A 26,735-nucleotide genomic window follows, 5' to 3' on the forward strand; every position below is an offset into this window, starting at 1 on the left:
GTTAGATGATTTGACGCGCTGAGATACTCATCAGAACATCTTTGCTGCAGTCAACCACAAGGCGCACATGAGCAAATCTAAAAATGCCAAAGCCATTAATAAACTTAATGAGCGAAATAATGAATTCTGGGACAAGTTAAATCAGAAGATAGATCGATTTATTGAAAAACACCCAGAAGAGGTAGCTCATGCAGCAGAAATTGTGACCCATACCATTGAGGGTGACAGACTACATCACGCAAAGATGTTGGAAGAATCAAGCCTCTCAAGCCAAATAGAGAAAGCCATAAAAAGAGAAAGTACTCGCAATCAAGCTAGAGCACAAAAATCTCGACCAGACCACCTTGCAATCAGAATTCAGGAAATTGTTTTAAAAAATCCTAGCATCTCTTTAAAAGATCTATTTTCTCAATTGCAGTCTGAAAGAGGCATATCCCCCATCATTGAAGCCACATCAGAGGGGATTTCCTTTAAGGGAAAAACCGATAAAGAGTCGGGTTTTGCAACCCTGGATAACATTAGAACTCGACTAAGTCGTGCAAAAAAACAACTCAAAGCTAAAACAGAAAATTAGATACTCCTCTCGCTAACGGGCTAGCGAGATTTCCAGGCTTAGTTTCTCAAAGTGCCGTTGTTTAACGGTTATTTATGGAGAAGCTAATGAAGCATGGAAATCAAAACAAACCGATCAATTTATTGATCACCAATCAACCCATTGAACTTGTAAAACCCGATGACCGAAATCCCAGAAAACACTCCAAACAGCAAATTCGGCAAATTGCTGACTGCATTGGAGAAATTGGCTTTGTAGTACCCATTGTTGTCGACGGGTCTAATAAGATTCTTAGTGGCCACGGGCGCTATGCTGCCGCAAAACTATTGGGCGCCACTCATGTGCCAGTCATTAGGCTTGAGCATTTAACCCCCGAGCAGGCTCGTATTTTTTCTATTGCGGATAACCGTTTAGTAGAAAACAGTGACTGGGACGATGAATTACTGGCAGAAATTCTTCTAGATCTATCCAATGCAAATCTCGATATTAGCTTGGAGTTAACGGGTTTCTCGGTTACGGAGATGGACTTACGTATCGATTCCCATTTAGAAGAAAAATCAGATAAGCCCGATCCCGCCGATCAAATCATTGAGCAGCGCGGTCCCATTATCAGCAGGTTTGGTGACGTTTGGTCGTTGGGAAGACATCGCATTATTTGTGGCAATAGTTTGGAAGAATCAACCTATTCAATGCTCATGAATGGGCTCAAGGCCCATATGGTGATATCTGACAGCCCGTTTAACGTGAAAATTAACGGGCATGTTGGTGGCAATGGCAAGGTCAAACACAAGGAGTTCCAATTTGCTTCAGGTGAGATGAGCCAAGAGGAATTCACACAATTTTTGACCCAAGCGTTTAGGCTGCAATCTAAATACAGCGTAGACAACTCCGTTCACTACCAATTTTGCGACTGGCGTCATCTAGAAGAATTCATGTCAGCCGGTAATAGCGCCTACCATCAATTAATTAATCTCGTAGTTTGGGTAAAAAATTCTGGGGCGATGGGCAGTTTTTACCGCTCCAGGCACGAGCTCGTGCTCGTGTATGTCAATGGCAAAGGTCCGCGACGCAATAACGTCCAGCTAGGCAAATACGGTCGCAATCGCACCAACGTTTGGGAGTATCCCGGCATTCTCACAATGTCTAGGCAAAGTGAGGAAGGCAATTTATTACTTATGCATCCGACAATTAAATGTGTGGCGATGATTGCCGATGCGATTCTTGACTGTACCTCTCGCAATGAAATCGTACTTGATGCCTTTTTAGGTAGCGGCACCACTGTACTTGCTGCAGAGCGTATCGGTCGTGTATGTCACGGTATTGAAGTTGATCCCCATTATGTGGATGTTTCGATCATGCGCTGGCAACGTCTTACGGGTGAATCAGCGATTCATACTCAATCAGGCAAAACCTTTAATCAATTAAGTCAAGAAATGGAAAATCATCATGAGTAATAACAAACCTGCCTATGAAGTCGGTTATAAAAAACCACCTACTTCCGGAAAGTTCAAAAAAGGCAAATCAGGCAACCCCAGCGGTCGACCCAAGGGATCTAAAAACTTTACCACCTTCTTGGATATTGAAATGAATAAAGTCATCGGGGTGACAGAACACGGTGAGCATAAACGCATTCCAAGAAGTCATGCATCAGCCAAACAGTTCGCCAATAAAGCGGTCATGGGAGATATCAAGATGCTGCCCATTTTGCTCAATCGAGATAAGGAGAACGAACGACCTAAAGGAGTAGAGACTGCGCCCATTTCATCAAAGGACAAATTAGTCATGAGCAGTATTGTCGAGCGTATCCAGCAGATGATCTTGCCAACCCAAACGGCTCACCCAGAAGACTTCGAGGATCTTGGCGCAAGTAGCAACCAGGGCCCCCTTTCCGCATCTGGCGCATCTGATGCGCCAGATGCGACCGATACCGTATCGAAGGAGTGAACCATGTCTGAACTCACTTCCCAAGAATACGATTTCATTTTGCGCAATGATTTAATGAGCTTTGTAACGCGCACTTTTTATGAGCTCAACCCCCAAGCGCAACTCATCATGGCCCCGTACTTGGAGTTGATGGCCAGCAAACTTCAGGCCTGCGCTCGCGGGGAAAATAAACGCCTCATTGTTTGCGTACCCCCACGGCAACTCAAGTCCATTTGCGTCACCATCGGTTTTACTGCCTGGTATCTAGGTAACCATCCCGATAAAAACATCATTTGCGCAAGCTACGGACAAGAGCTTTCAGAAAAGTTTGGACGAGATTGTCGCTCCATCATGCTCCAGCCCTGGTATCAAAGGGTCTTTCCTGGGGCTAAGCTCTCTGATCGCCAAGCCTTGCATGACTTTGCCACCACCAAAAACGGGGGAAGATTTTCTACCTCAGTAGGCGGTGTATTAACAGGCCGGGGCGCTGACATGATCATTATTGACGACCCTCTTAAACCCCAAGACGCCCTATCTGAACCCCAGCGCACCAAGTGCAATAACTGGTATGACAATACCCTTCTTAGTCGCCTGAACAATAAAGACGAGGGAGTCATTATTGTGGTCATGCAGCGCCTGCACCAAGATGATTTAGTGGGGCACATCCTAGAGCAAGGAAACTGGGACGTCGTCTCTCTTCCAGCAATTGCCACTGAAGATGAAGAATTTATCATTGAGAATGCTTTTGGGACCAAGCAATACATTCGCAAAACAGGGGATTTACTTAATCCCGCCAGGGAATCGCTCTCGTCGTTAAATACGATGCGAGCAGCGATTGGGGATTATGACTTTCTCAGTCAGTATCAGCAGACCCCAATACCTCAGGGTGGTTCAATCATAAAAATCAACTGGCTACAGTATTACGAAGAACCCCCAACTCGATTTGAGTCCTCCCAAATTATTCAGAGTTGGGATACCGCTCTTAAAGATACCGCACAAAGCAACTTTAGTGTTTGCACTACGTGGGCGGTTTCAAAAGACAAATACTATCTACTAGATGTATTGCGGGGACGGTTTCAGTATCCGGATCTAAAAATTGCGGTGAAGGAACAATATAAGAAACACAAACCCGATAAACTCATCATTGAAGATAAGGCTTCGGGTAGTTCACTCATCGACGATCTCAAAAGAGATGGCATCCTAGGCATCACACCCCACACACCACCTCCCGGCATGGATAAGCGAGCGCGTCTAGAATTGCAATCAGATTTGTTTGCGGATGGCAAAGTATGGCTGCCAAAGGTTGCGTCGTGGTTAGATGATTATCGAACCGAATTAATCGGCTTTCCAGGGACCAAGTACAACGATCAGGTAGATTCAACATCTCAAGCGCTGGAATATATCAAGAATAAATACAACTCTAAGTTGGCAATATGGGAAAAATTGGGGCGATAGTCAGAACTATGCCACTGTTACCCCAATTGACTTGATGAGCCTGCCTTTTAGAGCGTTACTGGTGTTGTTATCCCAATAGTGGGTTAACAACACCAGGAGCAATTATGCGCACTGCAACAAACAAAAAAGTATCAGCCAATACCAATAAATCAACCAGCAAATCGATCAAGCCTACCGTCAAAAAAATAACTCCAAGCAAAGTCGTAAAACCAAATCCAAAGTCTGAGATTGAGAAACCCAACACTCAAGTAAAGACCCCTTCATCCACCCCAATACCATCACCCATAAAAATACCCAACAAACAATCTCAGCTCATTGCATTATTGAAGGACCCCAAAGGTGCTGACATCAAGATGCTCATGCAAGCTACTGGATGGCAAGCCCATTCCATTCGCGGTGTGATTAGTGGCGTCCTAAAGAAGAAACTGGGAATGAATATTGTCAGCAGCAAAGTAGATGGTACCCAGCACTATCGTATTGAGCACCTAACTGCAGCTTAAGTTCATGCAAGCCCAACTTGAAGAGCTCAAGATATTGAATCGAGACCAATTGGCAAAGCGCTGGCAAGAGTGTTTTGGGGTGCCAGCGCCCAATCTGACTCGCTCAACACTATTGCGTCAAGCGATTGCCTGGCATCTACAAACCCAAGCACTGGGCGGACTTTCTTTAGCAGAAAGACGGCAAATTCAATCGGGAATTACTAGACCATCAACACAGCCGAGTATTGGCACCAGACTGATTCGGGTGTGGCAAGATCAGACTCATCAAATTACCGTCCTGGAGGATGGGTATCTCTATCAAGACAAGCGCTGGAAGAGCTTATCGGCCATAGCTAAATACATTACCGGCACCCCCTGGTCTGGACCGGTCTTCTTCGGACTCAAGAAAGCTAAATAACTAATCAACCCATGAACAGAGCTATCTTACGATGCGCCATCTACACTCGCAAATCTTCTGAAGAAGGACTAGAGCAAGGATTTAACTCACTCGACGCCCAAAGAGAGGCATGCGAAGCCTTTATCAAGAGTCAGCAGCATGAAGGCTGGAAGCTCATCCCCGCCTTTTACGATGATGGTGGCTACTCGGGTGGCAATATGGAGCGCCCTGCTCTCAAGCAACTTCTACAGGATATCGATCAGAAGAAGATTAATGTTGTCGTGGTCTATAAGGTGGATCGTCTAACGAGATCCTTGGCGGACTTTGCCAAGATTGTGGAGCAGTTTGATGCCAAAGGGGTTTCCTTTGTCTCGGTCACCCAGCAATTTAATACGACGAGCTCCATGGGACGCTTAACGCTCAATGTATTGCTATCCTTTGCCCAGTTTGAACGGGAAGTGACTGGTGAGCGCATCCGGGACAAGATCGCCGCATCTAAAGCCAAAGGTATGTGGATGGGAGGCACACCTCACATGGGTTATATCGCTCATGAACGAACTCTGAAGATCAATGAGGAACAAGCTAGTCTGGTTTGCCATATCTACGAGCGCTACTTAGCGCTTGGCAATGTCCGACTACTTAAAAAGGAATTAGACCAACAAGGCATTAGCACCCCCAAGCGCTTCACCAGTACTGAGCGCCAGTTTGGTGGCAGACTCTTTTCCAGGGGGCATCTGTACAAGATCCTCACTAACCCCGTCTATATCGGCAAGATTGTGCACCACGATCAAATTTATGAAGGTCAGCATCCGGCCATTATTGGGATTGATATCTGGGATCAAGTCCAAGCGCAGCTGCTATCTAATCGCCAAAGCGAAACCAAGCGTAGATCCACTCCGTCGGATAGCTTGTTATTAGGGCTAGTTGTTGATGAAAGCGGTCATTGGTTGATTCCTTCACACAGTCAAAAGCGGAGTAAACGCTATCGCTACTATGTATCCGAACCCCTCATTATGGAGAATCGGCAGTCTGCTCCTGAGGCTATTCGAATCCCGGCACCAGAATTAGAGAGCCTGGTAATTTGCCAACTAAAAGATTGGTTAGATAATGAATCTGCCGTATTAAAAATCCTTAATCCCAAGGCCAACCAGATCCAAGAACTCAGTATTGTGATTAAAGATTATCAAGCTCTGATCCATCAAAACACCAAAGAGCGTTATGAGTTTATTCATAGGCTCATCAAGAAGGTTAGCGTCTTATCGGATAGCGTAGAAATTAAGATTGATCCTCAGACGCTCTTTGAAGATGCCCCCCACCCCATTGAACCCATCATATTGACCGCGCAAGCGAAGATTGAGAGATGTGGCATGGCAATGCGATTGATGGTGGGCAACAAATCGATCAATCAAAAGCTAGATGCTAATCTAATTCAAACAATTCGCAATGGTCAGAACTGGCTGAGGCGATTGACCGGTGGAGAGGTGAAATCGATTGGGGAGCTAGCCATTGAGCTGGGCATGACCAACACGGCAGTGACCAATATGATTCACCGAGCCTTTTTAGCGCCAGATATTATTCGGTCAATCATGAGCGGCATTCAACCAAACCATTTGACTGGGGATTTTCTAAAGAAGCATACCCCACTCCCCTTGAGCTGGGAAGATCAGCGAAGATTACTCGGAATTGAGTAAAGCAGGTTTCGGCAAGTAACAAACTATAACCAACTTTGACGAAGTATTCATTCGCAAAGCTTAAGATACAAGAAAACTACCGCAGATAATGGCAATACAGCCACACTACGTTACACAGACTCGAACAGCAAGGCTAGCCTATTAAATCAATTGCTATGATTGTTGATGCGATCTAATACCACTCCGAGAGCTTCTTTTTGACCTTACAAAAACAATTCAACTTAAAAGTAGGTAGAAAGCCTTTAGCCTTCTACCTGCGTCACATTAAATTCAATCTGCTTTGATACCGTTGGTGGAGATAACTTTACCCCAACGTTCAATTTCCTTATTTAGATACTTTGCCGTCTCTTCTGGAGATGAGCCAACTGGCTCTGCGCCAATATTTTCAAACTTTTCCTTAATTTCAGGTGACTCCAAGCTAGAAACTAAAGCCTTATTTAATTTCTTAATAATTGGAGCGGGCGTTCCGCTCGGCACAAAAACTGCAAACCATGGCGTTACGTCATAACCCGGCAGCCCTGATTCAGCAATTGTCGGTACCCCTGGCAATGATTTTGAACGTTTAGTCGTTGTCAATCCAATTGCACGAATTTTCCCAGATGCAATATGCGGCTTTGCAGAAGTAATGCTATCAAACATATAGTTCACCTGGCCACCAATCAAGTCAGTTACTGCGGGGCCGCTTCCCTTATAAGGGATGTGCTGCATATCAATCTTTGCAAGTGATGTAAATACCTCCCCAGCCAAGTGGATTGATGTTCCATTTCCTGCAGATGCGTAGGTAAGGCGACCTGGTTGCGCTTTAGCATTGGCAATTACATCCGAAACAGTTTTTACATTGGGTTGAGTAGCATTGGTTACCAATACATTTGGAACAACAGCAACCAAGCTCACCGGGGAGAAATCTTTTACTGGATCGTAGGGCAATTTTGGATAGAGGAATTTATTGGTTGCCATGCCAATTGAAGTAATAATCATAGTGTAGCCATCTGCATCCGATCTAGCCACAAGCTCAGCTCCAATGTTGCCGCCCGCACCCGGCTTATTTTCAACAATAATTGCCTGACCGAGAGATTTAGATGACTTATCAGCTAATGCCCGAGCAATAACATCCATTGCTCCACCTGGAGGGAACGGCACTATCCAGCGAATCGGCTTCGATGGCCATTCTTGAGCATTTGCATTGGCTCCACCCATAAGCAAGAGTGAAGTTGCTAATAGAATTGAAAAAGCTGTTGAAGCTATTCTACCGAGCAAGCCAACAACAACTTTATCCGTATTTGTAATGCAGTTATTCATGGTTAATACCCCTATAGGAATAATATTAAGTTTGCAGAAATTGAATTAGTGAGCTATTAAATTCATTCCCAGCTTCGACATTTGAAATGTGTGATGCAGGCAATTCAACAACTGTGGATTCGCTCACAAGCTGATGCATTTTTTGTGCGTCAGCAATGGTGGTTACGGGATCATGCACGCCGCAAATAATTAAAGTTTTGGATTGAATTGCCGAAACTTTTGCTGTGAGATCTTCATCTGCCAAGGCCTCACAACAACTTGCATATCCTTCTGTACTCTCATTTTTTAGCTTTACCACCATTGAATTAACCACAGAAGGTGATGCCGCATAGAACTCGGAAGTAAACCAGCGGGAAGGAGCTGAATCAGCAATAAGACTTAGCCCATTTTTTCTTACGAGAGTGGCACGCTCTGTCCAGGCTGCCTCCGTCCCAACTTTAACGGCTGTATTCGCCAAAATTAATTTATCGATCCTTTGCGGTGCGTTGATACCAAGCCACTGCCCCACTACTCCACCCATTGAAATTCCACAGAAAGATACTTTTTCAATGCCCAAAAAATCAAGCAAACCTAAAACATCTTTTCCCAGCAACTCAATACTGTACGGCCCCTTAGGCGAAGATGACCGACCGTGACCCCTAGTGTCATAGCGAATCAGATAAAAATTTTTAGAAAGGCTACTAACTTGTCCATCCCACATAGAATGATCAGTTCCGAGTGAGTTGGAAAAAATTAATGGCGGATTCTTTGGGTCACCATCGACTTGATAAAAGATATCTGCCCCACCAATATGAGCAATACTCATTTTGTTCACACTCTTTCTATAATTAAAGCAATTCCTTGCCCAACGCCAATGCACATACTGCAAAGCGCATAGCGGCCATTAGTGCGAATCAACTGATACATTGCCGTTGTTACAAGGCGAGCGCCAGATGCGCCCAATGGATGCCCTATAGAGATTGCACCGCCATTTGGGTTTATGTGGTCAGCGTTATCAGATAAACCAAGATCGCGAATTACAGCCAATGCCTGAGCTGCAAATGCTTCATTTAATTCGATTACATCCATTTGCTCTAACTTGAGCCCTGCTTTCATTAGCACTTTCCTAATTGCTGGCGCAGGCCCAAAACCCATAATCCTTGGTTCTACTCCAGCTGCTGCAACAGCAATAACCCGAGCCTTAGGAATCAAAGAATGTTGCTTTATTCCGGAATCAGAGGCCAACAATAAAGCGCATGCCCCATCATTAATACCCGAAGCATTTCCTGCTGTAACGGTTCCACCCGTCTTGACGATTCCAGATAGACCCGAGAGGGACTCATAAGTCGTACTAGCCCTGGGATGCTCATCCTTAGAAAAAATAATTGGATCGCCTTTTTTCTGAGGGATTTCTACTGAAACAATTTCATCAGAAAAAATATTTAATGCCTGGGCTTTAGCTGTTCTTTGCTGACTATTAAAAGCGAACAAATCCTGATCATGTCTAGAAATTTTGAAATCCTCAGCAACATTCTCCGCCGTTTCAGGCATTGAGTGAACGCCATATTGCGCCTTCATTAAAGGATTGATAAACCTCCAACCAATTGTTGTGTCTTCTAGTTTTGCGGATCTAGAAAAAGCCGTCTCAGCCTTTCCCATCACAAATGGAGCTCTCGACATACTCTCAACCCCACCAGCAATCATCAAGTGATTGCCGCCGCCCTTAATTGCATTTGCAGCAATACCAATTGCATCAAGACTTGAGCCACAAAGCCTATTAACTGTAGAGCCAGGCACTTCTGCTGGCAAGCCCGATAGCAATCCAGCCATTCTCGCAACGTTTCTATTGTCTTCGCCTGCTTGATTTGCACACCCATAAATAATGTCGTCAATCTGCGTCCAATCACAAGCGTTGCGCGCCATTAAAGCTTTAATTGGAAGTGCAGCTAAATCATCAGCCCTTAACCCAGATAATGATCCGCCATATCTACCGAAGGGAGTTCTAATGGCATCGCATATATATGCCGCCTCCAACGCACTCATATTTCGCCCTTCAACAGTGAAGCACCTGTTAGCGCCTGCAGTTCATCAAAATGCATACCTTCGACCATTTCGAGAACTACTAGCCCCTTTGGAGTTACATCAATGACGGCTAAGTCTGTATAAATCCGATTTACACACCCCACACCAGTTAATGGATACGAGCAAGTACTTACAATTTTTGACTCACCATTCTTTGTTACATGCTCCATGGTGATAAAGACGTTTTTAGCTCCAATAGCAAGATCCATAGCGCCGCCAACTGCAGGTATGGCATCTGATGAGCCTGTATGCCAGTTTGCTAAGTCTCCGTTAGAGGCAACTTGAAACGCCCCTAATACACAAATATCCAGGTGACCGCCTCTCATCATGGTAAATGAATCTCCGTGATGAAAATATGATCCGCCCTTTAGTAGCGTTACAAATTCCTTGCCTGCATTAATTAAGTCGGGATCTTCATTGCCTTTCGTTGGTGCTGGACCCATCCCCAATATACCGTTTTCACTTTGAAGAAATACTTCTTTATTTGGGTCTAAATAATTGGCAATCTTTGTTGGAAGGCCAATTCCAAGATTGACGTAGGAACCCTCTGGAATATCCTGAGCAACCCTTTGAACAATCTGATCTCTACTTAACCGTTGATATGCCATTTCAGCTTTCCTTTTCAAATAGCAACAACATGTTTAATAAAGATGCCAGGGGTCACAATCCACTCCGGATCTAACTCACCTAATGGCACAACTTCATCGACTTGAGCAATCGTGCATTTGGCAGCAGTTGCCATAATGGGCCCAAAATTTCGAGCACTCTTTCGATAAATAAGATTTCCCCATCTATCACCCTTGTGCGCTTTTATCAGGGAAAAATCTGCGTAAATTGGATATTCAAGCACATACCCCTTACCATTGATTTGCTTACACTCTTTGCCTTCAGCCAATAGAGTTCCATAGCCTGTTGGCGTATAAATTGCACCCAGGCCAGCGCCTGCAGCTTGAATGCGCGCAGCCAAATTACCCTGCGGAACCAGTTCTAATTCTATCTTTTTAGCAAAGTAGAGCTTGTCGAACTCATAGGAGTCAGACTGTCTCGGGAAAGAACAAATAATCTTCTTAACTTGACCTGCTTTTAACAACGCCGCCAAACCATGGTCACCATTTCCGGCATTGTTATTAACAACGGTCAACTCTTTAGCCCCATGCTCAATAAGGGCATTTATAAGCTCAGCAGGCTGACCAGCAGTTCCAAATCCGCCAATCATGACCGTAGAGCCATCGCCAATTTTTTTGATGGCGTCGTATAAAGACGTTGATGTTTTATCAATCATAATAATTTTGGATTGCTCGTAATCATGAGTCGCTTAACTATCATCACTCTTTACAGACGATGGATGTCTGCACAACGGCATTACTTCAATTTGCATATATGGAAAGAGTGGCAAAGTTGAAATCAGCGTGTGTAACTCATCGACGCTTTCAACATCAAAAATGCTGATATTTGCGTATTGACCCGCAATACGCCATAGATGACGCCATTTACCCTCAGATTGAAGGCCTTGAGCAATTTCCTTTTCTCTTTTCTTTAATGCAGTTGCTTCAGCCTCTGGCATAGATGTTGGTAAATTTACGTTCATTCTTACGTGAAATAACATGGTGTCTCCCCCTTTTGTAATTAGTAATTCGAATTAGTTTGATCGGCGCTTTAAGTGATTGATTTTTTGAATATCCAACTTAATTCCTAAACCGGGACCCTTGGGAACTTGAAGGCTAAAGTCTTTATAGACAAGAGGCTCGATCAAAATTTCTTCAGTCAGCAATAATGGCCCAAATAATTCAGTGCCATAAGCTAAATCACGAAATGTAGAAAATACATGGGCGGAGGCTGCCGTACCGACTGCTCCCTCCAACATAGTCCCACCGTATAAATCAATACCAGATAATTCAGCAATATTTGCAGCCTGTAATGCAGGAAACAAACCGCCAGACTGATTAATTTTTATGGCAAAGACATCTGCAGCAAATTTATTGGCCAACTCCAACGCATCCACAGGTCCGTGCAATGACTCGTCAGCCATAATTGCAACCGAAAATTTATTTGTTAGGCGTGCCATGCTGTCCTTATGGATCGCCTTGACGGGCTGCTCAATTAAATCAATGCCACCAGCCTCTAGCGCAGCAATACCACGTATAGCTTGCAACTCGCTCCATGCTTGATTGACATCCACACGCACACTAATATCTGCGCCCAATGCACGTTTAATTGCCAAGACATGTTCAACATCGGCCCCAACAGATCTCAATCCAATCTTAAGCTTGAAGATATTGTGACGGCGCAATTCAATCATCTTTTCCGCCTCAGCAATATCCTTCTTTGTATCTCCGCTTGCTAATGTCCAGGCGACAGGCAATTCATCCCTCAGGCGACCACCTAACAATTCACTAACAGGGATCCCAAGTCGCTTACCTTTTGCATCTAGTAGTGCAGTTTCAATTGCGCACTTTGCAAATCGATTTCCTTGAATAGTCTTTCGGAGCTGATTCATCACCTTTGCAATTTCATTGGCATTCATGCCAATGATTAGTGGAGCTATGTAGGTATCGATATTTACTTTGATACTCTCAGGACTCTCCTCACCATAGTTAAGGCCGCCAATAGTAGTTGCTTCACCCCAGCCTTCAATGCCATCTGAACAGCGTATGCGAACCAGCACCAATGCCTGTGCATTCATTGTTGCAACCGACAATTTGTGAGGCCGTATTGTCGGCACGTCCACCAATAAGGTATCTACGGCTTCAATCATATTTAATTTGTATAGTATTAGGAATAGTAAACTGTAATTTGGGGAATTTCATCAGTCCAACACTGTTTTGGTATCATTTTCATACTTATAAGGTATATATATGGAACTAAGGCATCTACGCTACTTTGTTGCGGTCGCAGAAGAAAAAAGCTTCACCAAAGCATCTGAAAAACTCTTCATTGCTCAGCCTCCTCTGAGCAGACAAATACAGCAATTAGAGGCTGAATTGGGCGCAACATTATTCATAAGAGACTCACGCCCACTAAAACTTACGAAAGCCGGCGTCTTCTTCTATGAACATGCAACCCAAGTTTTAGCCAAAACGAGTGAGTTGAAAGCTATGACCAAAAGAGTGGGCAACATTGGACGGATCCTAAATATTGGGTTTGTTGCCTCCCTGCTCTACGGAATACTTCCCAAAACAATCCGAAAGTATCGTGCCGAATTTAACTCTGTCGAACTACGAATGTACGAAATGACAACGATGGAGCAACTCAAGGCCCTAAAAGAGGGAAAAATTGATATTGGGTTTGGACGCGTTCGTCACGAAGATGCAGATATACGAAGAATTGTGCTGCAAGAAGAGAAGTTAATTGCAGCTACACCAATTGACCATCCTTTAGCAAAAGCAAAGAAGCCAATTCTATTTAAAGATTTGGCAGACGAGAATCTCATAATTTACCCAAAACAGCCCAGACCAAGCTATGCAGATGAAGTCCTAAATGCACTCAAAGATAGAAATGTGCGCCCTAAAAAAGTTATTGAGGTAAGGGAGCTACAAATAGCAATTGGATTGGTTGCGGCGGGAGAAGGAGTTTCAATAGTCCCTTTAAGCCTCCAAGGAATGAAGCGCGATGATGTTGCATACCTTGATCTCAAAGAAAGACATGCTTACTCGCCAATCATTATGAGTGTTAGGTCAATGGACAAATCAGAAGAAATTAATGCAATGTTGCAGTTGCTCTACCGAATATATGATGAAGAAAGCATACCTTACGCCCGGGAAGATCTCTAAATGTTTGTCAACTAATACTTGGAATGTCGTTTAAAACGACGCTCCATTACACACTTAATAAATGCCGCTCCAGCCTTTTGAATTTGCTATGGAAATTATTAGCGCAATCCATTACCGCTCCGATAGCACACGACCAATGGCTAAATAATTTTAAGAGATTAATCAAAGAGCTATTTCTTACCAAAAATAGCTGAACTACTCCGCCTGAGGCAGACCAAACCAACCGTCATTTTGGTCCGCAAAGAGAAATGTTATTCCAGAAGCCAATACCCCGAACAAACCAACCCCAGAGAATTTAAAAACAAAAAAGTCCCGCGTACTGTGGGGCTTATTCGTTATTCTCTCAGTATGAACGAAATACAGAGACTAGCTGGCGGAGAGGGTGGGATTCGAACCCACGGTAGGTTTGACCCTACGCTTGATTTCGAGTCAAGTACATTCGACCACTCTGCCACCTCTCCGAACCAAGGTGTAATTATAGCTACCGATATATAAACCCCTGAGGCCAATGTTGCCTTTGAAATGCAGTAGACATGGTTGATATAGCGCATTATTATGGATATACATTAATGTATATCCATATTCATATCAGAAAGGATTCGACCATGAACATCCAAATATCGAAATGGGGAAATAGTCTAGCCTTGCGTATACCTGCGACACTAATTAAGCAAACTCAACTCAAAGATGGGGATAAGGTTGAGGCAACTCTGTCAAAAGATGGCTCATTAATTATTAGGCCTCAGAAATTGGATCGCAAAGCAATTGCAGCGCAGCTTAAAGCATTCAGGGATACATTGAAGATGGGCAAATCGGCAATGGATGAAGTCCGATCAGAGGCACGCTATTAATGATTTATATTGATACAAGCGTTTTTGTAGCCTTATGCACAAAAGAGCAAAAGAGTGATGATGTTGCTAAATGGTACACAAACAGCTCAGCAAAGATGTTTTCTTCAACCTGGGCATTTACCGAATTCTCCAGTGCACTTAGTCTTAAGGTCAGAACCAGCCAAATAACTGAAAAGCAAAGTCGAGAAGCCTGGAAAAAGTTTGATGCCCTATGTCAAAACGATATCGAACTCTTGCCGATCGAAAGCAAAGCTTATTATTCGGCCGGAATTTTAGTGGTTGATAGCAAATCAAATCTGAGGGCCGGCGACGCCCTTCACCTTGCCGTAGCAAAGCAGCTAAAGTCTAAATCCTTGGCAACGCTTGATAAGGTTTTGGCCAAAAATGCGGGCATTCTCAAAATTCAGACTGTATTAATTTAGTCAGATTGGCCTGAGAACCTCTAAACCACCCAAGTAAGCTTGCAAAGCCTTCGGAATGGCAATGCTACCGTCCGCTTGTTGCTTGTTTTCCAGCAAGGCAACTAAGGCTCTTCCCACTGCAAGACCGGAGCCATTTAAGGTGTGTACTAATTCCGGCTTTCCTTGCCCAGCTTTAAATCTTGCCTGCATGCGTCTTGCTTGGAAGTCACCCATGCTAGAGCAAGAGCTGATCTCACGATAGGCTTTTTGTGATGGCACCCATACCTCTAAGTCATAAGTCTTGGTGCTTCCAAAACCCATGTCGCCAGTGCAGAGCAATACCTTTCTGTAAGGCAACTCCAGCAACTCCAAAATATTTTCTGCATGGCCAGTTAAATCTTCTAAAGCTTGCGTTGAATCTTCTGGCTTCGTGATTTGCACCAACTCGACCTTATCGAACTGATGTTGACGAATCATGCCGCGTACATCGCGCCCATAACTACCTGCCTCAGAACGGAAGCATGGAGTGTGTGCAACGTATTTCATAGGGAGACTATCAGCGTTAACAATCTCATCGCGGACTAAATTTGTAACTGGCACTTCTGCTGTCGGAATCAAATAAAAGTTTTCGATTTTTGCTTCGCCTGATCCATCTTCGCCGCCCATCTGACGAGGCACCTTGAATAGATCTTCTTCAAACTTAGGTAATTGGCCAGTGCCACGCATTGAAGCGGCGTTCACCATGTAAGGTGCATAGACCTCTTGGTAATTATGTTGAGTGGTATGGGTATCAAGCATGAACTGCGCTAAAGCACGATGTAGTCGAGCGATAGGCCCCTTCAAAACTACAAAGCGCGAGCCACTAATCTTGGCTGCCACCTCAAAGTCGAGACCTAATGGTCCACCAAGGTCAACGTGATCTTTAATCTCAAAATCAAATATAGACTCTTGACCCCAACGTTTTACCTCTTTGTTCTCAGTTTCGTCTTTACCTACTGGAACCGCTTCATCAGGCAGGTTAGGAATACCCATCAAGAAATCCGCAATCTCGGCTTGCAAAATTGCTAGGCGCGCAGCACCAGATTCCATATCGACGTTAATCTGGGTTGCTTCAGCCATTTCAGCAGCAGCATCTTCGCCCTTACCTTTTTTCATACCAATAGCTTTAGCCAATTGATTGCGTTTAGCCTGCAGCTCTTCAGTACGCGTTTGCAAAGATTTACGCTCGGACTCCAGGGTGTTGAATTTCTCAACATCCAATTGAAATTTGCGAGTAGCTAAACGGGCAGCAACAGCTGCGATATCTTTGCGGAGTAATTGCGGATCAATCATGTAATGCTCTACTGGTTAGGGTGTAATGGGCGCTACTGAAGCTCTAGTTTAAGCGTAAGACTTCTGCTCCCGCGGGCGGAACAAAGGTAAAGCGATTGGCAGGTAGGTTCACGTTGAGCTGGATCTTGTCCAGCGTGACCAAGACAACACTTCCCAGGCCATCAATCAGCTCTAGCGCTTTAGGTAGGCCATTGGCCATACCTACGGAGATCTTGGTGTACGGCAAGTCGTTGCCATTTTTGGCATTAGGATTTTTCTTGGGAACAAGGGCAACCCATTTCATACCCAGGCGATCCTCGCCTTCAACCAAATCAAAATGCTGATCTAGAGAAGTTTCACCAAATAGGATTGCAGCAGGGGTAGCAGCCAAAGCCTGACCAGCAGGTCTGAAAGTGGCTTGATTTAAATCCTTATCCCACAAAATAAGTTGCTTGCCATCGGCAATCAGTTTTTGTTCATACGGTTTTTGCGTATCCCAGATAAATCGGCCTGGACGCTGAAACACAAAACGCCCTTGTGTTTGGCGAACCACTTTTAAACCTTTGTCTTGTGGTTCATTTGCTTTGGGTGCACGTAACTGCTGTTGCACAAAGTCACCCTCAGCGGTTTTAGAGTTACGCACAAACTGACGCAACTGTTCTGCACCACTTTCACCCTCGGCTGATGTCAAACCTGAAGATAAAAGAACTGTGAGCCCTAAAGCTGCTGCTGAAAAAAATCTGCGCAAGGGGATCGCCTTATTCAGAAGGACGATGAAGGATTTCGCGATTGCCGCCATTACCCATCTTCGAAACTAAGCCGGCTTTCTCCATATCCTCGAGCAAGCGGGCTGCACGGTTGTAACCAATGCGCAAGTGACGCTGCACCAAGGAAATAGATGGACGTTTGTTTTCTAGAACAATGGCTACTGCTTGGTCATACAAAGGATCAGCTTCACCACCACCTTCACCAGTCAGTGCATCAATATTAGATTCGTCAGCGCCTTCAAGAACGCCGTCAATGTAATTGGCTTCGCCCTTCTCTTTGAGCCACTCCACCACACGATGAACTTCATCATCCGAAACAAAGGCGCCATGAACGCGAACCGGCAAACCAGTACCTGGAGCCATGTAAAGCATGTCACCCATACCGAGCAGTGCTTCAGCACCCTGTTGATCTAGGATGGTGCGGCTATCAATTTTTGAACTTACTTGGAATGAAATACGGGTTGGCACGTTGGCTTTAATCAGACCAGTAATCACATCCACGCTTGGACGTTGAGTTGCCAATACCAAATGAATACCAGCAGCACGCGCTTTTTGCGCAATACGTGCGATCAACTCTTCAATCTTCTTGCCAGAGACCATCATCAAGTCAGCCAACTCATCGATCACAATGACGATCACTGGCGCTTTATAAATTGGCTCTGGATCATCCGGAGTCAAGCTAAATGGGTTGGTGAGCTTTTCACCTTTCTCTTCCGCTTCTAAAATCTTTTTATTAAAGCCAGCCAGGTTACGTACGCCAAACTTACTCATCAGTTTGTAGCGACGCTCCATCTCATTTACAGCCCAATTGAGCGCGTTATACGCCTGCTTCATATCTGTCACAACTGGGCACAAGAGATGTGGAATCTTGTCGTACATGGCCATCTCAAGCATCTTCGGATCAATCATGATCAGACGCACTTCATCAGGCTTGGCCTTGAAGAGGATGGACAAAATCATCGCATTGATACCAACGGACTTACCAGCACCAGTCGTACCGGCAACTAAGCAGTGTGGCATCTTCGCCAAGTCAGCAACGATTGGGCTACCAGAAATATCTTTACCCAAAGAAAGAGTCAAGTTGGAATGACTGTCGTTGTAAACCTGTGAACTCAAAATCTCGGAGAGGTAAACCGATTGACGTGTTGGGTTTGGTAACTCCAAAGCCATGCAAGTTTTACCGGGAATGGTTTCCACTACACGCATACTCACTACGCCCAGCGAACGCGCTAAGTCACGTGAGAGGTTCACAATCTGACTGCCCTTCACACCGACAGCAGGATCAATTTCGTAACGGGTTACTACCGGGCCTGGGTAGGCTGCAATGACTTTCACTTCCACATTGAACTCAGCCAACTTGCGTTCAATTAAACGGGAAGTAAATTCCAATACATCAGCTGAAATCGTTTCTTTCGCTTCTGGCACAGGATCAAGCAAAGCCAGCGGTGGCAACTCTGAATCCGGAATGTCCACAAATAATGGTTGCTGCTTCTCGCGCTCAACTCGAGCACTTTTCACAACCTCTACTGGGGCACGAACAATCTGTACTGGCTTAGCAATCTCAACACGCCCACGAAACTCTTCGACAAATTCTTCACGCTCTTCAGCGGCAGCTTCACCCAACTTGCGATCTTCTTCACTATCGCGACGTTCACGCAAGCGGTTATAGGCAAGCTCAAGCGAACGACCTACTTTTTCAGCAACATCTAGCCAAGAAAAATGGAGGAATAAAGAGAGTCCGGCACACAAGGTAAACAGCAAAACCAGGGTGGAGCCAGTAAAACCTAAGGTCATCTGCAAAGGATCGCCAATCAGTTCTCCCAAAATGCCTCCAGGAGGCCTTGGAAGCTCCCAGGCAAGCGAATGCATCCGAATAGACTCAAGACCCATACTGCTCAATAAAGTCAGTCCAAAGCCCAACCATCGCATCAATAAGGAGTCTGGCTTGGCATCGGGATCTGGGGGCAAAGGAATACTCCAAAGCTCGCGCCAACCACTCAGAACGCGGCGACCAAAGAGCACCACCCACCAAAAAGCCGAAATACCGAAGATGTAGAGCAATAAATCCGCTAAATAGGCCCCAAAACGGCCGCCAAGGTTCTTGGGAACCTCAAAACTAGCATGGGACCAAGCGGGATCGGCCTTGGAATAGGTCACCAAAATAGCGAATAAGCCCAAACAAAGACCAAAAGAGATGAACCAACGGGCCTCCAATAAGAGGCGGGGCATCCTACCCTGCCCTTGATTCTCAGGGGGCTGGGGGCTTAAAGGGGTTTTGGACTTCGGGTATGCGGTTCTTGCCATGTTCTACCGATTGTAATCAAGCAATCCTATAATTTGGAGATGACTACAAATACTCCAAAACACTCCAAAGTCCTTATTCTGGGTTCAGGCCCTGCCGGCTACACAGCTGCCGTATATGCAGCCCGTGCTAATTTGAGCCCAACCCTCATTACCGGCCTAGCCCAAGGCGGCCAATTAATGACCACCACCGATGTAGAAAACTGGCCAGCGGACCCAGACGGCGTCCAAGGACCAGAGCTTATGGATCGCTTTTTAAAGCATGCAGAACGCTTTAATACCAACATCATCTTTGATCATATTCATACTGCTGTGTTGACTGAAAAACCGATTCGCTTAGTTGGTGACTCAGGTACTTACACCTGTGATGCCCTCATTATTTCTACAGGCGCTTCCGCTCAATATATTGGCCTTCCTAGTGAAGAGGCATTTATGGGTCGTGGCGTTTCTGGATGCGCAACCTGTGATGGCTTCTTCTACCGCAATCAAGATGTTTGCGTAGTCGGTGGCGGTAACACCGCTGTTGAAGAAGCGCTATACCTGACTGGCATTGCTAAAAAAGTTACCGTGATTCACCGTCGCGATAAATTCCGTGCAGAGCCAATTCTCAATGACCGCCTCATGGCGAAAGTAGCTGAAGGTAAAGTTGAGCTCAAATTGAACTCGACTCTTGACGAAGTGCTTGGCGATGAAAAAGGTGTTACTGGTGTACGCATCAAAAAAGCCGATGGCAGCACAGAAGATATTGCTGTAACAGGCGCCTTCATTGCAATTGGTCACAAGCCTAATACCGAGTTGTTTGTTGGTCAGCTAGATATGAATAACGGCTACCTAAAGACTCATTCTGGCTTGGAAGGCAATGCCACTGCTACCAATATCCCTGGCGTATTTGCAGCGGGCGATGTGCAAGACCATATCTATCGTCAAGCGATCACTAGTGCAGGTACAGGCTGTATGGCTGCACTAGATGCTCAGCGCTATTTGGAGACTTTGGAGTAATAGCTGCCTCACTAACGCAAGATGACGCCCGGCCCTGCTGGGCGTTTTTTATTTCAGCCCAGCCCCCGTAGAGGTTTACCCGAGCAAATTAACTAATTACAGGCCTTTAAGTGAGTCTGGAAAGCTTTAAAATAATCGCTATGACACCTCTTTGCTAATATCGAGGTATCCATTAATCACTAACCGGAGTATTTATGAGTTACGACAAGGTCAGCCCAGGTAAGAAAATCCCAGAATCATTCAACGTCATTATTGAGATCCCAATGAACGCGGATCCAGTGAAGTATGAAGTAGATAAAGAAACTGGCTGCCTCTTCGTAGACCGCTTCATGGGCACTGCAATGCACTACCCATGCAACTATGGTTACATCCCTAAAACGGTTGCTGGTGACGGCGACCCTGTGGACGTTCTCGTTATCACTCCATTTGCATTAGTTCCAGGATCAGTAGTGAGCTGCCGCGCTATCGGCATGTTAGAGATGGAAGATGAAGGCGGACAAGATGCGAAGTTATTGGCCGTTCCAGAAGACAAGATTTTGCCAATCTACAAGCATTTGCAAAAACCTGAAGATGTAAACGAATTACTCCTCGCTCAAATCCAACACTTCTTCGAGCACTACAAAGATCTCGAAAAAGGTAAATGGGTAAAAGTTAAAGGTTGGACTGGTGTTGCTGGTGCCCATAAAGAAATCTTGGACGGCATCGAAGGTTACGCTAAGTCACAGAAGTAATTTCGTAGTCATTGGGAGTGAGCTCGCAAAAAATCGCCTTAGCGCAAATCAACCCTCTTTTGGGTGATTTGCCTGGCAACGCGCAGCTCATCTCTCAAGCCGCCGCAGATGCTTATGCACACGGCGCATCAATAGTTCTTACGCCAGAGCTCTCGCTCACTGGCTACCCTCCAGAAGATTTGTTATTGCGCCCTGCTTTTATTGAGGCCGCCGATCGCGAGCTCAGTTGTTTAATGCTGGAGCTCCAAAAATTTCCGGGGCTGACCGTGATTATTGGTCACCCTAAAAAGACTGCCGCTGGTTTGCAAAACTATGCCTCCGTTATTCGTGATGGCAAAGTCATTGCTGGCTATGCCAAACAAGAATTACCCAATCATGAAGTGTTTGATGAGGTACGTTATTTCACGCCGGGTAATGAAGCCTGTGTATTTGAAAACGCCGGCATTCAGTACGGACTTATTCTTTGTGAAGATGCTTGGCATGCAGGTCCTACAAAGCAGGCTCATGCAGCTGGCGCCCAAGTGCTGCTAGTTCTCAATGCATCGCCTTATCACCTCCAAAAAGAATCTTTACGTATTGAGGTGCTCCGTAAACAGATTGCCGTAAGTAAGATGCCTTTGGTCTATGTCAACGCAGTAGGCGGACAAGATGAATTGGTATTTGATGGCGGATCATTTGCTTTAAGTAGTGCAGGCAAAGTAGTTATGACTATGCCGCAGTTTGAAACCGCACTCGGGTACGTTGATGTCAATTCAGCAGCTGATTTAGAGCCTGGAACTCTAGTGTCATCCTCCAGCGTAGAAGCTCAAGCCTATCAAGCACTCGTTTTAGGTGTGCGCGACTATGTTCAGAAGAATCGCTTTCCAGGCGTCATCATTGGCTTGTCTGGTGGAGTGGATTCTGCATTGGTACTAGCGATTGCGGTGGATGCTTTAGGTGCAGACAAAGTGCGCACCGTAATGATGGCCTCACGCTACACGGCCGACATCTCCTGGATTGATGCTAGAGAAATGGCTCAGAATCTAGGCGTTCAATACGATGAGATTCCCATTAGCAAACCTGTAGATGCTCTAGAGCTTGCATTGGCTGAGCAATTTAAAGGCTTAAAGCTCGATGCTACTGAAGAGAACATTCAGGCACGTGTGCGAGGCACTCTCTTGATGGCGCTCTCCAATAAAACAGGCCGCCTAGTTTTAACAACCGGCAATAAGAGTGAAATGGCCGTGGGTTACTGCACCTTATATGGCGACATGGCTGGTGGCTTTGCTGTGATTAAGGATATTGCCAAGACTTTGGTCTATCGCTTGTGCGCTTATCGCAATAGCATTTCTCCAATCATTCCCGAGCGGATTCTGACGCGCGCCCCTTCCGCAGAATTACGCCCCGATCAAACTGATCAGGACAGCTTGCCATCCTACGAAGTATTGGATGGGATCGTAGAGCGCTACATGGAGCAAAACCAATCCATCGCCGAGATTATTGCTGCCGGCTTTGACCCCGAAAGTGTAGAAAAAGTAACCCGCCTGATTAAGCTCAACGAGTACAAACGTCGCCAAGCGCCTCCAGGCGTTCGCGTGACCACCCGAGCCTTTGGGCGTGACTGGCGCTACCCTATTACATCCCAATTTAGGGCGTAACCGGGCATTCGTTTTCAGTTCTAGGTATGATTACTGTATTAAGGGGAATATATGAAGCTAATCACATCCATTATTAAGCCGTTCAAACTTGACGAAGTTCGTGAAGCCTTAGCTGAAGTAGGCGTTACTGGACTGACTGTTACTGAAGTTAAAGGCTTTGGTCGCCAAAAAGGTCATACCGAACTCTATCGTGGCGCTGAGTATGTAGTCGACTTTTTGCCTAAAGTAAAAGTTGAAGTCGTTGTTGCCGATGACCGCGTAGATTCAGCAATCGAGGCAATTACCAAGGCTGCACGCACTGGCAAGATTGGTGACGGTAAGATTTTTGTTAGCCCAATCGAGCAGGCTATTCGTATTCGCACTGGCGAAACGAACGACTCAGCAGTTTAAGCATCAGCATTCAATGCGCTAATCCCTTAAAGGGTTAGCGCTGCTGAGAATCTGTCCGGTCTACGGGTAGAGCCACCACTTCAGCAGCTTCCAATACCAAGGTTTTGTAATTCGAATTTGTCAGGCGCACTTTTGCGCCCTGAAAAAATACGTCCGCCTGATTAAGCCCACTAGTCAGCACTTTAAACGGCGGCTTGCCGTAAAAAGATGCACCTGCACCAGGCTCAACCATCTTGTTCTGCATCTTTCCAGAAGCATCACTTACGCAAATGACTTGCTTAGTTTTAACCTGCACATAAACCATGTCTGCAGCCTTACGGGGCGCATCTGGCTTATAACTAATAATGCCTTCCTCAGCAGGGCAAGCTGTTGAAGCCTCAGCACTAGCCGTAGGAGTCGCAACCGCTGGGACAACTGCGGCTGGAGCGACTGGCGCAGGCTCAGCTGGAGTTGCTGCAGGAGCCGGTTCAATAATTTCTTCTTTGACAACAAGGATTTCTTCTGGCTTATCCGCAAAGAAGAGTGGGCGTAAGTTAATTGCCGAGAAAACCAGTGCAGCCAATACGCTGAGCCAAAGAAACATCTTCTTTGATGAGGCAGGCTTTGGGCTTGCTGAAGTCGCGGAAAAAGGAGTTTGCTTTAAGGTAACTTTTGCAGGCTCTACTTTTGTAGCTTCTGATTTTTTGACTGGCTCTTTTTTTCTACTTCAGCCACTAATGCGGGAACTTGAGTCTCCTCCACCAACTCTTTGACTTCTATAGCTTCTTTTTTTGGCTGCGCTTTTTTTGCTGGAGCTTTAATTGACTCTTCAACTTTCGACGCTTCACTAATTTTTACTGGGGCTTGTGAGCCATAGTCGAATGCTTCCTCATCACTTAAGTTGAGAAGCTTTGCTACTTTTTTAGCAGCAGTAAATTTGTTCTGGGCTCCATAGAAATAACTGGACTCGCCATTTTCAATTTGAGATATTTGATGGTGTGAAAGACAAGCCATCCCACCGAGATCTTTCGCGCTCAGGGCGAGCTTTTCCCTAGCTTTAGTAAATGCCTCTTTACGAATCTCTGGGAGCTTGGCGTTTGTAGTCACAAAAGTGCTTTAAGTGCTTTATCTATCAAAATATTGCCTCATCATAGCGCCTATATAACACCAGGGAAATTAGCCCAAGAGCTAGCCATTCTGGATGTTTTCTAAGTCTGACTCAAGATACTTTGCTACTAATGTTTGGACAGATTCCACATGCATCTTGTCCATCACTCTAGCCTTATGGACCTTAATCGTGGCATCTGTCGTTCCTAGTTTGACGGCAATATCCTTATTCAGCAAGCCTTTGACTAGCCAAAAGCAAACTTCCCTCTCCCTAGGCGTGAGAGTTGCATAGTCTTTCTTAGTTTCGACCTCTTTGGAAACGCGCTTCAGCTGGCGTCTATCAAACTCCAGGGCATCAGCAACAGCCTTTAATAAATCCTCTAAATTGAAGGGTTTAAAGAGGAAAACAACCGCTCCGCGCTTCAGGCTTTTAACGATTTGATGGGGGTGACTTTGGCCGCTAACAAATACAATCGGGGTTTTACGGCCTAACTGGACCAATTTTTCCTGCAAATCCAGTCCAGTCATATCCGGCATTTGCATGTCGAGCAAGATGACTGCGGGCGCCACTGGTACTGAATACTCTAAAAATGTCACCGCGGAGGAGAAATCTTCCACGATATAACCTACATCCTTGAGCATTCTGCTTAAAGATGTGCGCATCGACTCATCGTCGTCGATTAGGTAAATATGGCCAACTTTAGTCATTGAATTTAAAAGGAAAAATAATAGATAAGGCAATGTACCGCAGCTTTTTTTCCAAGGATATTAGCTCTCAAGCTAATAATGAGGCTGAATCAGCAAATACAATAGAGAAATCTGCTTGTTGCAGTGCATGACTGGAGTATAGGAAAGACTGCATAAACCCCTGCGTTCCGCCTAGTCTCACGGCACAATAGAGCTTTTCGACAAATTCTTTTCTGGAGTCCATATCAGCATGAAACGCCTCAATGAACGCTCGCGCAATGTCACCGAAGGGGTTGCTCGCGCACCCAATCGCTCAATGTATTACGCGATGGGCTACCAAGAGAAGGATTTTGTTAAACCAATGGTTGGTGTAGCAAACGGTCATTCCACCATTACACCTTGCAACAGCGGGTTGCAAAAACTGGCAGATGCAGCGGTAAATGCCCTTGAAGAAGCTGGTGCAAAAGCGCAAATGTTTGGCACCCCTACCGTCTCCGATGGTATTGGTATGGGTACTGAAGGTATGAAGTACTCCCTCATCTCCCGCGAGGTGATTGCCGACAGTATTGAAACTTGCGTTAATGGTTTGTGGCAAGACGGCGTTGTAGTTATCGGCGGTTGCGATAAAAACATGCCGGGCGGCATGATGGCGATGGCACGCACTAACGTACCCAGCATCTATGTTTATGGTGGAACAATTAAGCCGGGCCATTTCAAGGGCAAGGATCTAAACATTGTTTCTGCATTTGAAGCCGTTGGTGAATTCACCTCAGGTCGCATGAGTGAGTCAGACCTCAAGGGCGTAGAGCAACATGCTTGCCCAGGTAGCGGCTCTTGCGGCGGTATGTACACCGCAAACACGATGAGCTCTTCCTTTGAGGCTTTGGGTATGAGCCTACCTTACTCCTCCACTATGGCTAACGAAGATGCTGAGAAAGTTGCCAGTGCGCATGAATCCGCTTTAGTCCTGGTTGAGGCAATTAAGAAAAATTTACGTCCACGTGACATCATCACGAAAAAATCTATTGAGAATGCAGTGAGCGTGATCATGGCTGTTGGTGGATCTACCAACGCTGTTCTCCATTACCTAGCTATCACTAGCGCTGCTGAGATCGACTGGACTATTGATGACTTTGAGCGCATCCGTAAGCGTGTTCCTGTCATTGTGGATATGAAGCCATCTGGACAATATTTGGCAACCGACCTTCACCAAGCTGGCGGTATTCCGCAAGTCATGAAGATCTTGCTAGATGGCGGACTCTTGCATGGTGATTGCATGACGATCACTGGCAAGACCGTTGCAGAAACATTGAAAGATGTTCCATCAGTACCGCGCGCCGATCAAAAGGTGATTCGCACTTTAGACAACCCACTGTACAAGCAAGGTCACTTAGCCATTCTGAAGGGCAACATCTCCCCAGAAGGTTGCGTTGCCAAAATTACTGGACTCAAGAACCCATCCATCACTGGCCCTGCTCGTGTATTTGATTCTGAAGATGACGCAATGGCCGCCATCATGGCGCAAAAGATCAAAGACGGTGACGTTATGGTCATTCGTTATGAGGGTCCTAAAGGCGGTCCAGGCATGCGTGAGATGCTTGCCCCTACCTCTGCCCTCGTTGGTCAAGGCTTAGGCGAGACAGTCGGCCTCATTACTGACGGACGCTTCTCTGGCGGCACTTGGGGCATGGTGGTTGGTCACGTTGCTCCTGAGGCGTTTGTGGGCGGTGTAATTGCCCTTATTCATGAGGGTGACTCAGTCACGATCGATGCTCATAAGTTACTCATTCAACTCAATGTGAGTGATGAAGAGATTGCGAAGCGTCGCGCTGCTTGGGCACAACCTAAACCACGCTATACCCGTGGATTGCTTGCTAAATACGCTTACCTTGCGAGCACTGCAAGTAAAGGCGCTGTAACCGATCTGAACTTAGATTAAAAAATAA

The 26,735-nt window shown here is 45.5% G+C and carries 28 protein-coding genes and 1 tRNA gene; 15 read left to right on the top strand and 14 right to left on the bottom strand.

The genetic code is table 11. The annotated features are described in order from the left end of the window. Positions 1-67: 67 nt before the first annotated feature. The 7 genes from ICN11_RS00170 (at position 68) to ICN11_RS00200 (ending at position 6,498) form a co-directional block, all read left to right on the top strand. The gene (locus ICN11_RS00170; RefSeq protein ID WP_216228607.1) at positions 68-574 is read left to right on the top strand and encodes a hypothetical protein; all 507 of its coding nucleotides are present in this window, start codon (positions 68-70) and stop codon (positions 572-574) included. Between the two features lie 86 nt (positions 575-660). Then, entirely contained in the window at positions 661-2,007 is a 1,347-nt protein-coding gene (locus tag ICN11_RS00175) for a DNA methyltransferase (protein WP_216228608.1), read from the top strand. Continuing rightward, positions 2,000-2,497, top strand: coding sequence for a DUF5681 domain-containing protein (locus tag ICN11_RS00180; protein WP_216228609.1), 498 nt, complete (start codon positions 2,000-2,002; stop codon positions 2,495-2,497). The genes ICN11_RS00175 and ICN11_RS00180 overlap by 8 nt, the downstream gene beginning before the upstream one ends. Positions 2,498-2,500: 3 nt before the next feature. Continuing rightward, entirely contained in the window at positions 2,501-3,931 is a 1,431-nt protein-coding gene (gene terL, locus ICN11_RS00185) for a phage terminase large subunit (RefSeq protein WP_216228610.1), read from the top strand. Between the two features lie 104 nt (positions 3,932-4,035). After that, positions 4,036-4,431, top strand: coding sequence for a DUF3489 domain-containing protein (locus tag ICN11_RS00190; protein ID WP_216228611.1), 396 nt, complete (start codon positions 4,036-4,038; stop codon positions 4,429-4,431). A 4-nt stretch (positions 4,432-4,435) separates the two neighbouring features. Further along, a complete protein-coding gene (locus ICN11_RS00195) occupies positions 4,436-4,828 on the top strand; it encodes a DUF2924 domain-containing protein (protein WP_216228612.1) in 393 nt (130 codons plus the stop codon). 11 nt (positions 4,829-4,839) lie between these two features. Beyond that, positions 4,840-6,498, top strand: a complete 1,659-nt coding sequence (locus ICN11_RS00200; protein ID WP_216228613.1) for a recombinase family protein — start codon at positions 4,840-4,842, stop codon at positions 6,496-6,498. Positions 6,499-6,768: 270 nt separating this feature from the next. On the opposite strand, the gene ICN11_RS00205 is transcribed toward ICN11_RS00200, so the two are convergent. The 7 genes from ICN11_RS00205 to ICN11_RS00235 all read right to left on the bottom strand — a co-directional run bounded on the left by ICN11_RS00205 (position 6,769) and on the right by ICN11_RS00235 (position 12,613). Next, positions 6,769-7,695 carry a tripartite tricarboxylate transporter substrate binding protein gene (locus ICN11_RS00205; RefSeq protein ID WP_216228902.1) on the bottom strand — a complete coding sequence of 309 codons (927 nt, stop codon included), beginning with the start codon at positions 7,693-7,695 and terminating at the stop codon, positions 6,769-6,771. A gap of 127 nt (positions 7,696-7,822) precedes the next feature. Beyond that, positions 7,823-8,602: a 3-oxoadipate enol-lactonase gene (gene pcaD, locus ICN11_RS00210; protein ID WP_216228903.1), complete on the bottom strand. Its 780-nt coding sequence runs from the start codon at positions 8,600-8,602 to the stop codon at positions 7,823-7,825. A 5-nt stretch (positions 8,603-8,607) separates the two neighbouring features. After that, a complete protein-coding gene (gene pcaF / locus ICN11_RS00215; RefSeq protein ID WP_304609467.1) occupies positions 8,608-9,819 on the bottom strand; it encodes a 3-oxoadipyl-CoA thiolase in 1,212 nt (403 codons plus the stop codon). Further along, positions 9,816-10,466 carry a 3-oxoacid CoA-transferase subunit B gene (locus tag ICN11_RS00220; RefSeq protein WP_216228614.1) on the bottom strand — a complete coding sequence of 217 codons (651 nt, stop codon included), beginning with the start codon at positions 10,464-10,466 and terminating at the stop codon, positions 9,816-9,818. Before ICN11_RS00220 ends, pcaF begins: the two co-directional genes overlap by 4 nt. 14 nt (positions 10,467-10,480) lie before the next feature. Next, positions 10,481-11,140 carry a 3-oxoacid CoA-transferase subunit A gene (locus ICN11_RS00225; RefSeq protein WP_216228615.1) on the bottom strand — a complete coding sequence of 220 codons (660 nt, stop codon included), beginning with the start codon at positions 11,138-11,140 and terminating at the stop codon, positions 10,481-10,483. A gap of 33 nt (positions 11,141-11,173) precedes the next feature. Next, positions 11,174-11,464 carry a muconolactone Delta-isomerase gene (gene catC, locus ICN11_RS00230; protein WP_216228616.1) on the bottom strand — a complete coding sequence of 97 codons (291 nt, stop codon included), beginning with the start codon at positions 11,462-11,464 and terminating at the stop codon, positions 11,174-11,176. 33 nt (positions 11,465-11,497) lie between these two features. Beyond that, complete coding sequence (locus ICN11_RS00235) at positions 11,498-12,613, bottom strand: muconate/chloromuconate family cycloisomerase (RefSeq protein ID WP_216228617.1); 1,116 nt, start codon at positions 12,611-12,613, stop codon at positions 11,498-11,500. 100 nt (positions 12,614-12,713) lie between these two features. On the opposite strand from ICN11_RS00235, the gene ICN11_RS00240 reads away from it, so the two are divergent. Continuing rightward, positions 12,714-13,628: a LysR family transcriptional regulator gene (locus ICN11_RS00240; protein WP_216228618.1), complete on the top strand. Its 915-nt coding sequence runs from the start codon at positions 12,714-12,716 to the stop codon at positions 13,626-13,628. A gap of 371 nt (positions 13,629-13,999) precedes the next feature. On the opposite strand, the gene ICN11_RS00245 is transcribed toward ICN11_RS00240, so the two are convergent. Then, a tRNA-Ser gene (locus ICN11_RS00245) sits at positions 14,000-14,089 on the bottom strand. Positions 14,090-14,233: 144 nt separating this feature from the next. On the opposite strand from ICN11_RS00245, the gene ICN11_RS00250 reads away from it, so the two are divergent. After that, entirely contained in the window at positions 14,234-14,479 is a 246-nt protein-coding gene (locus ICN11_RS00250; protein ID WP_216228619.1) for an AbrB/MazE/SpoVT family DNA-binding domain-containing protein, read from the top strand. Next, the gene (locus tag ICN11_RS00255) at positions 14,479-14,901 is read left to right on the top strand and encodes a type II toxin-antitoxin system VapC family toxin (RefSeq protein WP_216228620.1); all 423 of its coding nucleotides are present in this window, start codon (positions 14,479-14,481) and stop codon (positions 14,899-14,901) included. The genes ICN11_RS00250 and ICN11_RS00255 overlap by 1 nt, the downstream gene beginning before the upstream one ends. Here the strand turns inward: ICN11_RS00255 and serS are convergent, their stop codons facing one another. The 3 genes from serS to ICN11_RS00270 are packed head-to-tail and all read right to left on the bottom strand — an operon-like array spanning position 14,902 to position 19,187. After that, the gene (gene serS / locus ICN11_RS00260; RefSeq protein WP_216228621.1) at positions 14,902-16,212 is read right to left on the bottom strand and encodes a serine--tRNA ligase; all 1,311 of its coding nucleotides are present in this window, start codon (positions 16,210-16,212) and stop codon (positions 14,902-14,904) included. A gap of 43 nt (positions 16,213-16,255) precedes the next feature. Then, a complete protein-coding gene (locus ICN11_RS00265; RefSeq protein WP_216228622.1) occupies positions 16,256-16,990 on the bottom strand; it encodes an outer membrane lipoprotein carrier protein LolA in 735 nt (244 codons plus the stop codon). Continuing rightward, positions 16,950-19,187 (bottom strand): DNA translocase FtsK, encoded by a 2,238-nt coding sequence (locus tag ICN11_RS00270; RefSeq protein ID WP_370623575.1) that lies wholly within the window; start codon positions 19,185-19,187, stop codon positions 16,950-16,952. Before ICN11_RS00270 ends, ICN11_RS00265 begins: the two co-directional genes overlap by 41 nt. A gap of 114 nt (positions 19,188-19,301) precedes the next feature. On the opposite strand from ICN11_RS00270, the gene trxB reads away from it, so the two are divergent. The 4 genes from trxB to glnK all read left to right on the top strand — a co-directional run bounded on the left by trxB (position 19,302) and on the right by glnK (position 23,016). Next, positions 19,302-20,258 (top strand): thioredoxin-disulfide reductase, encoded by a 957-nt coding sequence (gene trxB, locus ICN11_RS00275; RefSeq protein WP_216228624.1) that lies wholly within the window; start codon positions 19,302-19,304, stop codon positions 20,256-20,258. Between the two features lie 194 nt (positions 20,259-20,452). After that, positions 20,453-20,989 carry an inorganic diphosphatase gene (gene ppa / locus ICN11_RS00280; protein WP_046329807.1) on the top strand — a complete coding sequence of 179 codons (537 nt, stop codon included), beginning with the start codon at positions 20,453-20,455 and terminating at the stop codon, positions 20,987-20,989. Positions 20,990-21,006: 17 nt separating this feature from the next. Continuing rightward, on the top strand, positions 21,007-22,626 hold the full coding sequence (locus tag ICN11_RS00285) for an NAD+ synthase (protein WP_216228625.1): 1,620 nt from the start codon (positions 21,007-21,009) through the stop codon (positions 22,624-22,626). Positions 22,627-22,677: 51 nt separating this feature from the next. After that, positions 22,678-23,016 carry a P-II family nitrogen regulator gene (gene glnK, locus ICN11_RS00290; RefSeq protein WP_015420723.1) on the top strand — a complete coding sequence of 113 codons (339 nt, stop codon included), beginning with the start codon at positions 22,678-22,680 and terminating at the stop codon, positions 23,014-23,016. Between the two features lie 34 nt (positions 23,017-23,050). Here glnK and ICN11_RS00295 read toward each other — a convergent pair whose 3' ends face one another. From ICN11_RS00295 to ICN11_RS00305, 3 genes are all read right to left on the bottom strand, one after another. Then, entirely contained in the window at positions 23,051-23,599 is a 549-nt protein-coding gene (locus ICN11_RS00295) for a hypothetical protein (RefSeq protein WP_216228626.1), read from the bottom strand. Positions 23,600-23,676: 77 nt separating this feature from the next. Beyond that, positions 23,677-24,102, bottom strand: a complete 426-nt coding sequence (locus ICN11_RS00300) for a helix-turn-helix transcriptional regulator (RefSeq protein ID WP_216228627.1) — start codon at positions 24,100-24,102, stop codon at positions 23,677-23,679. 81 nt (positions 24,103-24,183) lie between these two features. Next, positions 24,184-24,810, bottom strand: a complete 627-nt coding sequence (locus tag ICN11_RS00305; protein ID WP_216228628.1) for a response regulator transcription factor — start codon at positions 24,808-24,810, stop codon at positions 24,184-24,186. A 229-nt stretch (positions 24,811-25,039) separates the two neighbouring features. Between ICN11_RS00305 and ilvD the strand changes: the two genes are divergently transcribed. Further along, positions 25,040-26,728, top strand: coding sequence for a dihydroxy-acid dehydratase (gene ilvD / locus ICN11_RS00310; protein ID WP_216228629.1), 1,689 nt, complete (start codon positions 25,040-25,042; stop codon positions 26,726-26,728). Positions 26,729-26,735 lie beyond the last annotated feature (7 nt).

The sequence above is a fragment of the Polynucleobacter sp. 78F-HAINBA genome (assembly GCF_018882325.1).
Taxonomy (GTDB): domain Bacteria; phylum Pseudomonadota; class Gammaproteobacteria; order Burkholderiales; family Burkholderiaceae; genus Polynucleobacter.

Excerpts from the sequence above, each read along its gene's own strand:
- ICN11_RS00170 (WP_216228607.1), top strand. The coding sequence starts at position 68 with ATGAGCAAATCTAAAAATGCCAAAGCCATTAATAAACTTAATGAGCGA.
- ICN11_RS00175 (WP_216228608.1), top strand. The coding sequence starts at position 661 with ATGAAGCATGGAAATCAAAACAAACCGATCAATTTATTGATCACCAAT.
- ICN11_RS00180 (WP_216228609.1), top strand. The coding sequence starts at position 2,000 with ATGAGTAATAACAAACCTGCCTATGAAGTCGGTTATAAAAAACCACCT.
- terL (WP_216228610.1), top strand. The coding sequence starts at position 2,501 with ATGTCTGAACTCACTTCCCAAGAATACGATTTCATTTTGCGCAATGAT.
- ICN11_RS00190 (WP_216228611.1), top strand. The coding sequence starts at position 4,036 with ATGCGCACTGCAACAAACAAAAAAGTATCAGCCAATACCAATAAATCA.
- ICN11_RS00195 (WP_216228612.1), top strand. The coding sequence starts at position 4,436 with ATGCAAGCCCAACTTGAAGAGCTCAAGATATTGAATCGAGACCAATTG.
- ICN11_RS00200 (WP_216228613.1), top strand. The coding sequence starts at position 4,840 with ATGAACAGAGCTATCTTACGATGCGCCATCTACACTCGCAAATCTTCT.
- ICN11_RS00205 (WP_216228902.1), bottom strand. The coding sequence starts at position 7,695 with ATGGGTGGAGCCAATGCAAATGCTCAAGAATGGCCATCGAAGCCGATT.
- pcaD (WP_216228903.1), bottom strand. The coding sequence starts at position 8,602 with ATGAGTATTGCTCATATTGGTGGGGCAGATATCTTTTATCAAGTCGAT.
- pcaF (WP_304609467.1), bottom strand. The coding sequence starts at position 9,819 with ATGAGTGCGTTGGAGGCGGCATATATATGCGATGCCATTAGAACTCCC.
- ICN11_RS00220 (WP_216228614.1), bottom strand. The coding sequence starts at position 10,466 with ATGGCATATCAACGGTTAAGTAGAGATCAGATTGTTCAAAGGGTTGCT.
- ICN11_RS00225 (WP_216228615.1), bottom strand. The coding sequence starts at position 11,140 with ATGATTGATAAAACATCAACGTCTTTATACGACGCCATCAAAAAAATT.
- catC (WP_216228616.1), bottom strand. The coding sequence starts at position 11,464 with ATGTTATTTCACGTAAGAATGAACGTAAATTTACCAACATCTATGCCA.
- ICN11_RS00235 (WP_216228617.1), bottom strand. The coding sequence starts at position 12,613 with ATGATTGAAGCCGTAGATACCTTATTGGTGGACGTGCCGACAATACGG.
- ICN11_RS00240 (WP_216228618.1), top strand. The coding sequence starts at position 12,714 with ATGGAACTAAGGCATCTACGCTACTTTGTTGCGGTCGCAGAAGAAAAA.
- ICN11_RS00250 (WP_216228619.1), top strand. The coding sequence starts at position 14,234 with ATGAACATCCAAATATCGAAATGGGGAAATAGTCTAGCCTTGCGTATA.
- ICN11_RS00255 (WP_216228620.1), top strand. The coding sequence starts at position 14,479 with ATGATTTATATTGATACAAGCGTTTTTGTAGCCTTATGCACAAAAGAG.
- serS (WP_216228621.1), bottom strand. The coding sequence starts at position 16,212 with ATGATTGATCCGCAATTACTCCGCAAAGATATCGCAGCTGTTGCTGCC.
- ICN11_RS00265 (WP_216228622.1), bottom strand. The coding sequence starts at position 16,990 with ATGGCGGCAATCGCGAAATCCTTCATCGTCCTTCTGAATAAGGCGATC.
- ICN11_RS00270 (WP_370623575.1), bottom strand. The coding sequence starts at position 19,187 with ATGCCCCGCCTCTTATTGGAGGCCCGTTGGTTCATCTCTTTTGGTCTT.
- trxB (WP_216228624.1), top strand. The coding sequence starts at position 19,302 with ATGACTACAAATACTCCAAAACACTCCAAAGTCCTTATTCTGGGTTCA.
- ppa (WP_046329807.1), top strand. The coding sequence starts at position 20,453 with ATGAGTTACGACAAGGTCAGCCCAGGTAAGAAAATCCCAGAATCATTC.
- glnK (WP_015420723.1), top strand. The coding sequence starts at position 22,678 with ATGAAGCTAATCACATCCATTATTAAGCCGTTCAAACTTGACGAAGTT.
- ICN11_RS00295 (WP_216228626.1), bottom strand. The coding sequence starts at position 23,599 with ATGTTTCTTTGGCTCAGCGTATTGGCTGCACTGGTTTTCTCGGCAATT.
- ICN11_RS00305 (WP_216228628.1), bottom strand. The coding sequence starts at position 24,810 with ATGACTAAAGTTGGCCATATTTACCTAATCGACGACGATGAGTCGATG.
- ilvD (WP_216228629.1), top strand. The coding sequence starts at position 25,040 with ATGAAACGCCTCAATGAACGCTCGCGCAATGTCACCGAAGGGGTTGCT.